Origin of the sequence: Aquimarina sp. Aq107 (assembly GCF_943733665.1) — a bacterium.
Taxonomy (GTDB): Bacteria; Bacteroidota; Bacteroidia; order Flavobacteriales; family Flavobacteriaceae; genus Aquimarina.
Genome location: NZ_OX030782.1, coordinates 4,956,452 through 4,969,312 on the forward strand (window position 1 = coordinate 4,956,452; position 12,861 = coordinate 4,969,312).

General features: G+C 31.8%; 11 protein-coding genes. 10 read left to right on the forward strand and 1 reads right to left on the reverse strand.

The genetic code is table 11. The features are described from left to right. Window position 1: 1 nt before the first annotated feature. From NMK29_RS21490 to NMK29_RS21515, 6 genes are all read left to right on the forward strand, one after another. Entirely contained in the window at window positions 2-850 is an 849-nt protein-coding gene (locus NMK29_RS21490) for an alpha/beta hydrolase family protein (RefSeq protein WP_369863184.1), read from the forward strand. Window positions 851-907: 57 nt separating this feature from the next. Beyond that, the gene (locus NMK29_RS21495) at window positions 908-1,195 is read left to right on the forward strand and encodes a hypothetical protein (RefSeq protein WP_108804688.1); all 288 of its coding nucleotides are present in this window, start codon (window positions 908-910) and stop codon (window positions 1,193-1,195) included. 74 nt (window positions 1,196-1,269) lie between these two features. Then, window positions 1,270-3,663 (forward strand): TonB-dependent receptor domain-containing protein, encoded by a 2,394-nt coding sequence (locus NMK29_RS21500; protein ID WP_108804689.1) that lies wholly within the window; start codon window positions 1,270-1,272, stop codon window positions 3,661-3,663. 11 nt (window positions 3,664-3,674) lie between these two features. Continuing rightward, complete coding sequence (locus NMK29_RS21505) at window positions 3,675-4,247, forward strand: type 1 periplasmic binding fold superfamily protein (protein ID WP_108804690.1); 573 nt, start codon at window positions 3,675-3,677, stop codon at window positions 4,245-4,247. Between the two features lie 911 nt (window positions 4,248-5,158). Then, on the forward strand, window positions 5,159-6,802 hold the full coding sequence (locus tag NMK29_RS21510) for a helix-turn-helix domain-containing protein (protein ID WP_108804691.1): 1,644 nt from the start codon (window positions 5,159-5,161) through the stop codon (window positions 6,800-6,802). Between the two features lie 174 nt (window positions 6,803-6,976). Continuing rightward, window positions 6,977-7,708 carry a hypothetical protein gene (locus tag NMK29_RS21515; RefSeq protein ID WP_108804692.1) on the forward strand — a complete coding sequence of 244 codons (732 nt, stop codon included), beginning with the start codon at window positions 6,977-6,979 and terminating at the stop codon, window positions 7,706-7,708. 119 nt (window positions 7,709-7,827) lie between these two features. Here NMK29_RS21515 and NMK29_RS21520 read toward each other — a convergent pair whose 3' ends face one another. Then, complete coding sequence (locus NMK29_RS21520) at window positions 7,828-7,992, reverse strand: hypothetical protein (protein WP_159092308.1); 165 nt, start codon at window positions 7,990-7,992, stop codon at window positions 7,828-7,830. Window positions 7,993-8,181: 189 nt separating this feature from the next. On the opposite strand from NMK29_RS21520, the gene NMK29_RS21525 reads away from it, so the two are divergent. From NMK29_RS21525 to NMK29_RS21540, 4 genes are all read left to right on the forward strand, one after another. After that, window positions 8,182-8,739 carry a hypothetical protein gene (locus NMK29_RS21525; RefSeq protein WP_108804693.1) on the forward strand — a complete coding sequence of 186 codons (558 nt, stop codon included), beginning with the start codon at window positions 8,182-8,184 and terminating at the stop codon, window positions 8,737-8,739. Window positions 8,740-8,970: 231 nt separating this feature from the next. Then, window positions 8,971-10,464 (forward strand): xylulokinase, encoded by a 1,494-nt coding sequence (locus NMK29_RS21530; protein WP_108804694.1) that lies wholly within the window; start codon window positions 8,971-8,973, stop codon window positions 10,462-10,464. After that, entirely contained in the window at window positions 10,461-11,786 is a 1,326-nt protein-coding gene (xylA, locus tag NMK29_RS21535; RefSeq protein ID WP_108804695.1) for a xylose isomerase, read from the forward strand. Before NMK29_RS21530 ends, xylA begins: the two co-directional genes overlap by 4 nt. A 42-nt stretch (window positions 11,787-11,828) precedes the next feature. Next, a complete protein-coding gene (locus NMK29_RS21540) occupies window positions 11,829-12,851 on the forward strand; it encodes an aldose epimerase family protein (protein ID WP_108804696.1) in 1,023 nt (340 codons plus the stop codon). Window positions 12,852-12,861: the final 10 nt, after the last annotated feature.

Sequence of the window (12,861 nt, forward strand, 5' to 3'; positions counted from 1 at the left end):
TATGATTACGGCAAAAAAGAATATAATATTTAAGGGAGAGCATAATAAACCTATTTTAACGGATGTTTTTTATAACAATAAAAATGACGAACAACCTATCGTTATCTTTTGTCACGGATATAAAGGCTTTAAGGATTGGGGTCCTTGGGATTTGGTAGCCAACACTTTTGCACAAGCTGGTTTTTTCTTTATTAAGTTTAACTTTTCTCATAATGGCGGTACAATAGAACAACCAATGGATTTTCCTGATTTAGATGCTTTTGGAGCCAATAACTACTTGATAGAATTAGATGATCTAAAATGTGTTTTAGATAGGGTTGTTTCTGTAAATTTTGAATATCAACAATATGTAAATCCCAATAATATTGTTGTTATAGGTCATTCTCGTGCAGGCGGAATTACAACGATTAAAGCGTCTGAAGATTCAAGAATCTCTAAGCTTATTACCTGGGCAGGTGTGTCGGATTATGAAAGTAGATTTCCTAAAGGTGCTACATTTCAATCTTGGAAGGATGAAGGTGTGTTTTATGTAGAAAATGGAAGAACAAAACAGAAAATGCCTCATGATTTTCAATTTTATACCACTTTTGTCGAAAATAAAGAAAGACTCACTATTACTAAAGCTGCTAAGAATGTAAAAGTTCCTTATTTAATTATTCACGGTACAGAAGATCCAACGGTAAGCATGAAAGAAGCAGAAGATTTGCATAGTTGGAATCCAAATAGCGAACTGTATTTGGTTTCTGGAGCGGATCATGTTTTTGGAGCAAAACATCCTTGGGAGCAAGATAAGATGCCTGAAGATTTATCAATGATCACCAAAAAATCTATAGAATTTGGAATACTTTAACACACTTTAGTTATTGAATTTGGAAGGATTTTGATTTTTTTTTGTTTATTTGCGATTATGAAGTCTAATAACAGACATATCATTGCTACTGTTTTACTGATATTATTCAGTTTTATACAGTTATCAGATTTACACATTGTAGGTCATGATGATAATGAAGTAGATTGTGAGATGTGTCAATTAGCTCCAGAAAATCTGGATGATAATTTTATACCTATAGATGTAGTAGAAACACCGAAGGTATTTTCTATTCCGGCTGATCGTATTCAGATCAATAGTTTTGATATCTATTTTGATAGAGAAACTAATTATTCTTTTCTAAATAAAGCTCCACCTGTAGTTTAAACACTAACCAATCAGGTGTTGATACCTATTTACTATTGCCAAACTTGCAATAGAGACCCTTTTTTATTTTTAAAATGAAACGAAACATATTATGTATTGTGTTTCTTCTAGTAGTTAATCACATATTCGCTCAGGATTGTACTAAAACGCTTTCTGGTCGTGTAATTGATTTTCACGATGGAGTTTCCCTAGAAGGAGCAACAATTACTTTTAATAATACAATAATTAAAACAGATAGTAACGGGATGTATAAAATTTCAGGGCTTTGTGCCACATCTTACGCTTTTACGATATCGCATGAGGATTGTAATTCTCAGGTCGTTACTATTGATATAAACGAAATTTCGAATAAAGATTTTTATTTAGAACACCATTTAAACGAATTGTTAGAAGTAAAGGTTTCTGGTAATAATAGAACTAAAACATCCTCTTCGCAAGAAGAAACTATTAACAAAGATGTTATTGAAAGATATAGTAGTGCAGCGTTAGGAGATGCACTAAGAGAGATTACAGGTGTTTCTTCTCTTAATACTGGCTCTACAATTGTAAAACCTATTATTCAAGGTTTAAGCGGAAGTAGAGTATTAATTATGAACAACGGTGTACGTATGCAAGATATGGAGTGGGGAGATGAGCATGCGCCTAATGTAGATATAAATACCGCTGGTAGTGTAACTGTTGTTAAAGGAGCTGCAGCACTACGATATGGTGGAGATGCTATTGGAGGAGTTATTGTTATGGAACCTAATAAGGTTCCAGCAAAAGATACATTGTTTGGAAAAACTGTTGTTACAGGAGCTTCTAATGGCCGAGGAGGAACGGTTTCTTCCGAAATAATAAAAGGATATGAATCTGGTTGGTTTTGGAAAGCTCAAGGAACATTAAAAAGATTTGGTGATGTAGAAGCACCTGATTATATCCTGTCTAATACTGGTATTTTTGAAAGAGGTGGATCCTTGTCCTTTGGAAATAATAAATTTACACAAGGTTGGGACGTTTATTATTCATACTACCAAAATGAAATAGGAGTTCTAGCTGCATCCCATATTGGAAATGCAGATGACCTTATTGAATCTATTAATAGTGGAGAACCATCTGTTATAGAAAATTTCACATATACTATCGATAATCCAAAACAAGATGTTACACATCATCTAGGTAGATTACGTTACTTTAAGAGATTCGAGAAATTAGGTAAATGGACTACTCAATACGATTTCCAACATAACCAACGTTTTGAGTTTGATATTAGACAAACAGAAGAATTAAGAAAAATTCCAAGTTTAGATTTGGAACTTACAACACATACACTGACTTCGGATTTTGTTCTAGATGCTAAATTTGATTATAATTTAGATTTTGGAATAGTAATGCGCTACCAGGATAATTTTGCTGACCCTAGTACAAGAGCAAGAAGATTGATTCCAGATTACGATAAATATGATGCAGGATTATTTATTTCTGGTAAATATGATATCAATGATAATGTAACAATTGATGCAGGTGTTCGATATGATTATAACCAAATTGATGCGAAGAAGTTTTATATAAAAACTAGATGGGAAGAACGAGGGTATGATCAAGAATTTAATGATCTTATTATTGCAGACGAAGGTACGCAATGGCTTACAAATCCTAAGTTTGACTATCATAGTATTTCGGCCACTACAGGATTTAATTATGTTTTCGGAGATAGTTATGAATTAAGAGGTAATTATGCATTAGCTCAGAGAGCGCCAAACCCTTCAGAATTATTTAGTGATGGTTTACACCATTCAGCATCTAGAATCGAACTTGGAGATCTAAGGATTGATCAAGAAACATCCCATAAAATTTCATTTTCTTTTCAGAAAAATGATGATAATTTGAGTTGGGAAATAGCGCCATATGCTAACTTTATTAATGATTATATACTATTAGAGCCTACGGATGTTGAACTTTCTATAAGAGGAGCATTCCCAGTTTGGGAATATCGACAAACTAATGCGAGATTATTAGGTGTCGATGCTAAACTTACTAAGAGATGGTTTGCCAATTGGCAAACTAATCATAGATTCTCATTGGTTAAAGGAAAAGATACTGAGACTGAAATACCTCTTATCAATATTCCTGCAGCTAATTTTAGCAATAGTATTGTTTTTCAAAAAGAAGATTGGATGGGCTTAGTGATGAGTCTTGAAAGCGATTATACTTTTAGACAAAATGAATTTCCTGATAATATCATTGTTTTTTCGCCTCAAGAACAAGAAGACGTTCTTTTAGATATTAATACGCCACCTGGTGATTATCATCTTTTACATATGAATGCAGATATTTCGGTTCCTTTTTTTAAACAAAATGAGTTGAATATTGGGATGACCGTTAATAATATTGCAAATAAAAAATATAGAAATTATTTGAACCGTCAACGCTATTTTGCAGATGAAGTGGGACGAAACTTTTTATTAAGATTAACTTTTAACTATTAAATTTTAAAATGATGAACACACGTAAATTTTTATCAATGTTAGCAATTGCAAGTGTATTAATGTATTCTTGTTCTGACGATGATGATAACCCTGTAGTAGTAAATGAAGAAGAAGTTATAACTACTATGACTGTTACCCTAACTAATGGAACAGATGTAGTTACTTTAGTATCTCGTGACTTGGATGGACCTGATGGACCTAATGCGCCTGTGATTACTGTATCTGGATCGCTATCAGCGAATACAACATATGCTGGAGAGGTAGAATTACTTAATGAGAGTGAAACACCAGCAGAAAATGTAAACGAAGAAATTGAAGAAGAAGCTGATGAGCACCAATTCTTTTTTGAAGCAGCGGGTACTTTAAATGCAACAACAATGTATACGGATACAGAAGCAGATTATCCTCCTAATACTGGAACTAACCCAGTTGGGATTACTTTTGATCTAACAACAACAGATGCTAGTACAGGAAGTTTCACTGTTACTCTACGTCATGAGCCTACAAAGCCTAATGATGGAACTTTAGCTGATGCTGGTGGAGACACAGATATAGCACAGTCATTTGATTTAACTATAGAGTAAAACTGTAAGAACTATAAAAATAAGTTGAGTTTGTTTTTATAAAACAAACGTTTTTTCAAGACAAGGCTCTTGAGAAGTAGTTACCTCAAGAGCCCTGTATTTTGAATTACCAACAAGAAATACATTATAGTATTACATAAAATATATCATAATTGAAGCAGCCATAAATCATAGTATAATAATAAGTTGAGTTTGTGTATTTTATTATTAGTACAGATTTGTTTCAATTTAGACCCTTGGAGTATTTTATTCCAAGGGTTATTTTATTCTCTTATTTGGCTTAACACTCTTTGAATTTTTATTGTTGTAAAATACAAAAAAAATGATAATAAAAAATTCAATGTATTCTGGAGGTTAATTCCAAAGATTTTTTTGTCTCAAAATTCTAATTGGAAAACATTAAGTTCGGTACGAAATTTGATTAATTCCTGTCAAATATTTATTAAAATATTCGCTTTTAGATTAAAAATTGCTAATAATATGGTAACAAATTAGTGAGAAAAGACATTAATATATAGTAAAGGTTGATTTTTAGTGGTTTAATCTCAAAGATTTTAATGAGATATTATGACATCGTTAAATATGTATTACCACTCAAAATTCGTAGTGAAATTTGAAGATTAGAGCTTATATTCGCGGCGTAAAAACCTAACCAAAAAAACAGCAAAATTGAAACAATCATAATTATGTATAAGTTGAGTTTGTGTTAAATATTATAATTTAGTTTCAATTCAGACCCTCAGGAAGTAGTTAGCCTGAGGGTTGTTTTTTTATGTATATGTTCAAGTCTTTATAATCTAGGTTGTAGGATTAATGGAAAGAAGTGCACTACATCAAATTATTTCCTAAAAACATATATTCACCCTACATTTGTTTAGAACCTCAGTTTATCACCATTTGATTCTAAATAAATGCGTATTCTCTTTTATATCACACTTTTTTTAGCACCACTTTCATTATTTGCTCAAAATGAATTAGATACAATTGCTACTATTAAAGAAGTTCAATTCAGTTTATCTGTGGATAGTATTTCTAAATATCAACAGTTATCTGTAAAAGCTCATCAAAAAGGAGATTTTGAAACTTATAAGAAATACTGCGAAGCTATTTTAGAAATTGCTAACACTCATGATTTAGATGATTTAAGGAATCAAGCCTTAGTTAATTTGGGAATATATTATAGCAATGTAGAACAGTTAGATAAGGCGATAGAAAAATACTTAATGGTCTTGGATAACCTAAGTAAACTTCCACAAAATAAAAGAGCTGAACTTACAGTTTTAGCGAATTTGGGTAATTTATATAACAAAATAAAAGAGTATGATAAGACGATTGAGACAATGAATCGAGTGATTACTATTGCTTCAACAATCGACCAGTCTGATGTATATTTATTGACCGCTTATAATGCCTTGGGAAACGCTAGTTCTAGTAAAAAAGAATATTGTCAATCAGTAGAATATAGTCTAAAGGCAAAAGATCTGGCAGTAAAATTAAACCGAAAGAGCTCAATTATAAGTATTCTTTTAAATTTGAGTGATAATTTTTTGGCACTCGGAGAATATGATCAGGTAGTTTTTTATTGTAAAGAGGTATTAGCAGCTATAACCGAAGAAGATTCTAAAAAGCAACAAGCCAATGCTCTGATACTAATAGGGGATGCTTTGGTTCGTAATAATGAGCCATTAGAAGCTTTTTCATATTTAGTGGAAGCAAGAGACCTTTCTATAGCAGGAAATTTTTTTAAAATACGAAGGGACAGCCATAAATTACTTGCTAAAGTATACGAAGTTAAAGGAGAATTTAAAAAATCTTTGGAAGAGCAGAAGTATTATACAGAAGCTAATGAAGAATATCTGAATACACTATCTAGAGCCCAGAAAAAACAATTAGAACTAGAGTCGGAAGAAAAAACGGAGCTATTAACCGAACAAACGGAAGAACTAGAATTTCTTGCTAAAGAAAAACAGCTATATCTGTTTTTAGGGACTTTATTAGTTATTCTGTTAATAAGCTCTTTTGTTATATATAAAAAAAGAAGAAAGAAACTTATTTCAGAATCTCTAAGACTAAAGGCAGATAAAGAACTTTTGACAAATGAGAAGGAAGCGCTACAGGTGAAACTGAAGAGGATTGCTAAAAACACAAAAAAAGAAAAAGATACCAACACTACCTCTTACCAGAATTCTTCACTTAATTTAGAAGATCGAAAATTATATATGCAGCAAATTTTAGATTATATGGATACTAAAAAACCATATTTAAATCATGAAATTAAACAATCAGATATTGCAAGTGATCTGTCTATGAGTGTTCATCTTTTTTCTGAGATATTAAATGTTTGCTTTCTTCGAAATTTCAATAGCTTTATTAATTTGTATAGAGTAAGTGAGGCAAAGTCATTGATGAAAAACCCTAAATATAAACAGTATAAGATTTTATCTATTGGGTATGAGGCAGGCTTTTCTAGTAAAACTTCATTTAATAGAGTTTTTAAAAACCTTGTGGGATCAACACCTTCTGAGTATCAAAAAACACACGTTACATTGGATTAATACTAAGTAAGTTATCCAGGGATTCTTTTTTCGTCGGTTAAAGCGAATGTAACATATACAGGTTTCAAATTATAAAATGGAACCATTTTTACAGTATTTCTTTTTAAAATTGAATTGGCATAATGATGTGATTAAAATGTGCATTTTGATCAGATTAAAAAGAAGAATACGCTAATGCTAGGAAGGGAAGAGAATATAGAACTGTATAAAAGTTTTGAAAGTAAGTTTGTGTCTCCATATGACCAAGTAAGAGAGTTGATAAAAGTGCAATTATATAAACGAATTGTATCTTCTAAAATATCAGTAAATATTAAAAAAAAGCCTTTAGTAGTTTTTTACTTTGCGTCTAATGGTATAGACGTGCCTAAAGAGGATTGGACATATGAAATGAAGCAAAGTGCTAAGCAATATGCAATAGATTATCCCGTTCCTGGCGCTGAAAAGAAATACTCCAATTATGGGAAAACTATGCGGTTTTTATCAGTAGTAATGGCGATATCAATCAGTGCATTTATTTTTTATATCTATAATATAAAAACAATTGAACTTGAGAATGATTTTATTGAATTTACGAGCTTACCCAAAATAGGAGATAAATATTATGGCTTGTTGATTCAGCCAGTATCTGATTCGGATTTGCCCGAAAAAAGTTATGGTTGGATAAAAATAATAGATGTGAACCCAGCAGATAGTATTGTTAGCTATAGAATAAGCTTTGATTTAGGAACTGCTACCGTCAACACTTTAGATACTGATTATACGAATTTTGAATTCATAATTTTCGAAGGTAAGTTTGAAGTTATAGGAGATCGTGAAATAAAGATTGTGTCACCAGATAAAAAAATGAAATTCAAATCTCAAATGATTCAAGATGATATTAGAAATTATAAAATATCTGCTAATTAGTAATAAGATGTTAACTTGTAAAGTGAAATAGATCAACTTATGAAAGTTCCATTTTATGTTTTTTTGGTCTTTACTTTGCTATTGCTAGGTTTGTTTATCTATAATGCATTTTTTGCATATCACGGAGCGGATGGCTTGAGTGGTTTTTTTGCAGGTATAATACTTGGAGGAGGTTTTATAATTTGTATGATTATTACAATATCATTAGGCAGTATTATGTTTCTTCCTAAAATTTCAGCATTAAAGCGCTTTGGCATCGTATCAGGTCTTTCTGTTTTGGCCATTGTAATTTTTTTATCAGTTTTTTATTGTAATAACTATAGATTAATATCTGTTAGGTAAATCAGTTTAAAGATTGTAAGAACTACTATCTATAGGATAACATTGAATAAAATGTGTAATAAAAGATCTTTAGAAGTAAAAGAAGGTTGTTTAGATTTTGATGTAAACAATATGTAATTAATTTAGGTCTCATGAAATTGAAAACATTAGGAATATTAAAGCAGGATATTGGTAATTGGCCTTTAGAAAACGATTGGATAACTACACAACCAATTGCAACTCCTTTCTTTGATCAAAAAGAAGTATTATATCGATTGGATTTTACCGAGGTCTCGGAAATGGATCCAATTAGGATAGACCAAGTTCTTTTCAATTTTATGAATATTGATGAATCTGTTAAAATAGAAGCGGCTAAAAAAGCATTTGATGATTGGATAACGTTTAATGATGCCGTAGGTTATCTGGATACAATAGAAACCTATCAAATGGCATCTAATAAACCAAGATGGATGATTAGTGCATTGAAACGGATGTTACCACTTTTAGATCTTACAGAATCTAATAAAGTTTGGGATCATATAACACCAATTGAAATTATTATTACCAAAGATCGACATGAGAGAAATGAAAACATTTATGTTCAAATCTTGTGTAATTGTCTATGGCAAGAAGAACATGGTTTACAATTTATATTAAAAGAAGGTAATGAGCTAATTAGAGTTAGTGATCAAGATGGGGATTTATTTTAGAAGTTCTATATCCTAACTATGAAAAGTTTTGTGGCTTAATCCTTCACAAATAGTGGCTAGAACCTTTTTGGCAATATATCTGTATTAATTGGTTCTTTTTTACAAAGGTAGCTGTTGTTCTATTTATTGTTTTTACGAAAATTTAGCTACAAGTTTTCGTTTATATCCATAATTTATTCATCCTAATCAATATAGATTTTAGATTTTTATATCCAATAACGAAAATGTTACATGTATTATATAGGATTCGATATAGGAAGTTCATCAGTTAAAGCTGCACTTATTGATGCAGAAAACGGTAAGAGTATAGCCTCAATAAATGAACCCAAAAATGAGATGGACATTATCTCTGTAAATAGTGATTGGGCAGAACAAAATCCTAATTTTTGGTGGGAGAACGTTTGTAAAGCTTGTAAGCGGTTATTAAAGGAAAATGCAGTTGCTTCAGAGTTAGTTCTAGGGATTGGTATATCTTATCAGATGCATGGACTTGTTTTGATAGATGCCAATGGCGAACTATTACGAAATTCTATTATTTGGTGCGATAGTAGAGCGGTTCAGATCGGAAATAAAGCTTTTAAAGAATTAGGAGAAGAAAAATGTAAAAAAAACCTTCTTAATTCTCCTGCAAATTTTACTGCATCCAAGCTAAAATGGGTGCGAGATAATGAACCGGATATTTATAAAAAAGCATATAAATTTATGCTACCAGGAGATTATATTGCATATAGGTTCACTAACCAAATTAACACTACAAAATCAGGACTTTCTGAGGGAATTTTATGGGATTACAAAAAACAAGAACCTGCAAAATGGTTGTTAGAATACTATGATATTGATACAAGTCTTATTCCAGATATTGTTGATACGTTTTCTAATCAAGGAGAACTTAGTAGTAAAGGAGCAGAAGAAAGTGGTTTAAATGTAGGAACCCCCATTTTTTATAGAGCAGGTGATCAACCTAACAATGCACTTTCTCTTAATGTTTTTAATCCAGGAGAGGTGGCGCTTACTGGAGGTACATCTGGAGTAATTTATGCTGTAACCGATAATTTATCAGGTAAAGAACCTGTAAAGTATAATAATTTTGCTCACGTTAATTACAGTGAACAAAAACCTGTAATCGGTAAATTGTTGTGCGTGAATGGAGCAGGTATTCAATATAGATGGTTAAAAAACAACCTTAATCTGGAGACAAGCTCATATCAAACTATGAATTCACTTGCTTCAAAAATACCTGTTGGATCTGATAATCTACAATTAATACCTTTTGGAAATGGAGCAGAAAGAATGTTTGATAATAAAACAATAGGAACCCAGATCTGTAATATCAATTTAAATAAACATACGAGATCCCATATATGCAGAGCAGCTTTAGAAGGAATAGCATTTTCTTTTGTTTACGGTATGGAGATTTTAAGAAAAGATGGTGCCAATATAGAAGTAATACGAGCTGGAAATGATAATTTATTCAGGTCAGAAATATTTTCTAATACCGTTTCTACTTTAATCGACCAAGAAATTGAAATTTATAACACTACTGGCGCAGTAGGTGCAGCAAGAGCAGCAGGATGGGCAAAAGGAACATTCGAAGATATTGGAGGTATGATTACTAAAAATGATAAAGTAATGACCTATCATCCTCTTCAGAATAAAGAGGATTATCAGTTGGCATATCAAAATTGGAAAAAAGAACTTAATAGAATTTTAATAGATAAAAAATGATTGTACTAGGAAACCAAGAATACTTTAAAGGGATTGGTGAAATTAAATTTGAAGGAAAAGAATCTGACAATCCATTAGCATTTAAATATTATGATCCAGAAAGGATTGTAGCAGGAAAAACGTTAAGAGAGCATTTTAAATTTGCTATTGCGTATTGGCATACTTTCTGTGGTCAAGGTGCTGATCCATTTGGTTGGGGAACTCAGAATTTTTCTTGGGATAAGTCGTCAGACCCTATTCAGGCAGCAAAAGATAAAGCAGATGCGGCATTTGAGTTTATTAGTAAGATGGGGTTTGATTATTTTTGTTTTCATGATTTTGATTTGGTACAAGAGGCTCCAACATTTGCTGAGTCAGAAAAAAGATTGGCTACAATCACAGAGTATATAAAAGAAAAAAAGAAAGAATCAGGTATCAAATTATTATGGGGTACAGCGAATTGTTTTTCGAATCCAAGATACATGAATGGAGCTGCCACAAATCCTGATTTTAATGTACTGGCTAGAGCTGGAGCTCAGGTTAAATTAGCTTTAGACGCTACAATAGCATTAGACGGAGAAAACTATGTTTTTTGGGGTGGTAGAGAAGGTTATATGTCTTTGCTTAATACAGATATGAAGAGAGAATTAGAACATTTGGCTCGGTTTTTAACAATATCAAGAGATTATGCTAGAGCACAAGGTTTTAAAGGAACATTTTTTATCGAGCCAAAACCAATGGAACCAACAAAACATCAATATGATTTTGATACAGCTACGTCAATTGGATTTTTAAAAGAACACGGACTGGACAAAGATTTCAAGATTAATATAGAAGTAAATCATGCTACGTTGGCACAGCATACTTTTCAGCATGAATTAGAAGTAGCAGCAAGTGCAGGTATGTTAGGTAGTATAGATGCTAATAGAGGTGATTATCAAAATGGATGGGATACTGATCAGTTTCCTAATAGTATTTTAGAAACTACAGAAGCTATGTTGGTGTTCTTAAAGGCAGGAGGACTTCAAGGTGGAGGCGTTAACTTTGATGCAAAAATAAGACGAAATTCTACAGATATGGAAGATGTGTTTTTAGCACATATTGGGGGAGCAGATGTTTTTGCCAGAGCTCTAATTACAGCAGACAAGATTATTACTTCGTCTTCCTATGAAAAATTAAGACAGCAACGTTATAATTCATTCGATACAGGAAAAGGTAAAGAATTTGAAAGTGGGTCATTGCAATTAAAAGACCTGTATGAAATAGCTACAAATAATGGTGAACTTTCTTTGCAAAGTGGTAAACAAGAATTATTCGAAAATATTATTAATCAGTATATTTAGTCAGTTCATAGTAGCCTTAAGATTATAACACCATAAATTATTATGACTCAAAAAACATGGGATGCCGCAAAGGATACAACTTTTGCTGCTATTACATTGCAGAATACCAATGGAGGTAAATTAAAACTCACTAATTATGGAGCATCAATTGTAAGTTTAGAGATTCCTAATAAAGAAAACAAATTGGTTAATGTAGTTTTGGGGCTAGAGACTGTAAATGAATATAAAGAAGTATCTTATCATCCAAGTGCTAAGTTTTTGGGGGCCTCAATAGGAAGGTATGCAGGTAGAATTAGTAACGGAGGTTTTGAACTTGACGGTAATAAATACGAAATACATCAAAATAATGGAGTTCATTTACATGGTGGATACGAAGGCTTTGATAAAAAAATTTGGAGGGTAGATTCGATTAACCATGATACTAATACGGCTATCTTTTCTTATAACAGTCGGCATCTGGAAGAAGGATATCCAGGAAATTTAAAGGTAAAAGCAATATATCATTTGTCAGAAGATAATGATTTAACGATTACTTATAAAGCTGTTTCTGATATTGATACTGTGGTAAATCTCACCAATCACGCTTATTTTAACCTGAATGGTTCAGGGGATATTTTAGACCATACATTATTATTAGATTGCCCAGAATATTTAGAAGTTGATACTAAACAATTACCAACGGGAAAAACAAAATCTGTAACAGGAACCAAATTCGATTTCTTAACTTCAACCTCTTTGCGAAGATTAATAAATTCAGGTCATATCGATGATACTTTTATTTTTAATATGAACAAAAGTAGCCATAATAGAATCAGCTTAGAGTCCTCAGTAAGTGGTTTAAAAATGGAAGTAAAGACAAACCAACCAGCTGTTGTAATTTTTACACCAGAAAATTTTCCGGATTGGAATTTTAAAGATCAGGTAAAATATGATCGTTTTCCTGCTATTTGTTTCGAAACTCAGAATTATCCTGATGCACCTAATCATAAACACTTTCCCTCTTCGTTGCTAAAAGCAGGGAAACACTATGAGAATAAAAGTGTTTTTAAGTTTTCTGTTGTTTAAAGAAAACGAG

Excerpts from the sequence above, each read along its gene's own strand:
- NMK29_RS21490 (WP_369863184.1), top strand. The coding sequence starts at position 2 with ATGATTACGGCAAAAAAGAATATAATATTTAAGGGAGAGCATAATAAA.
- NMK29_RS21495 (WP_108804688.1), top strand. The coding sequence starts at position 908 with ATGAAGTCTAATAACAGACATATCATTGCTACTGTTTTACTGATATTA.
- NMK29_RS21500 (WP_108804689.1), top strand. The coding sequence starts at position 1,270 with ATGAAACGAAACATATTATGTATTGTGTTTCTTCTAGTAGTTAATCAC.
- NMK29_RS21505 (WP_108804690.1), top strand. The coding sequence starts at position 3,675 with ATGAACACACGTAAATTTTTATCAATGTTAGCAATTGCAAGTGTATTA.
- NMK29_RS21510 (WP_108804691.1), top strand. The coding sequence starts at position 5,159 with ATGCGTATTCTCTTTTATATCACACTTTTTTTAGCACCACTTTCATTA.
- NMK29_RS21515 (WP_108804692.1), top strand. The coding sequence starts at position 6,977 with ATGCTAGGAAGGGAAGAGAATATAGAACTGTATAAAAGTTTTGAAAGT.
- NMK29_RS21520 (WP_159092308.1), bottom strand. The coding sequence starts at position 7,992 with ATGGCCAAAACAGAAAGACCTGATACGATGCCAAAGCGCTTTAATGCT.
- NMK29_RS21525 (WP_108804693.1), top strand. The coding sequence starts at position 8,182 with ATGAAATTGAAAACATTAGGAATATTAAAGCAGGATATTGGTAATTGG.
- NMK29_RS21530 (WP_108804694.1), top strand. The coding sequence starts at position 8,971 with ATGTATTATATAGGATTCGATATAGGAAGTTCATCAGTTAAAGCTGCA.
- xylA (WP_108804695.1), top strand. The coding sequence starts at position 10,461 with ATGATTGTACTAGGAAACCAAGAATACTTTAAAGGGATTGGTGAAATT.
- NMK29_RS21540 (WP_108804696.1), top strand. The coding sequence starts at position 11,829 with ATGACTCAAAAAACATGGGATGCCGCAAAGGATACAACTTTTGCTGCT.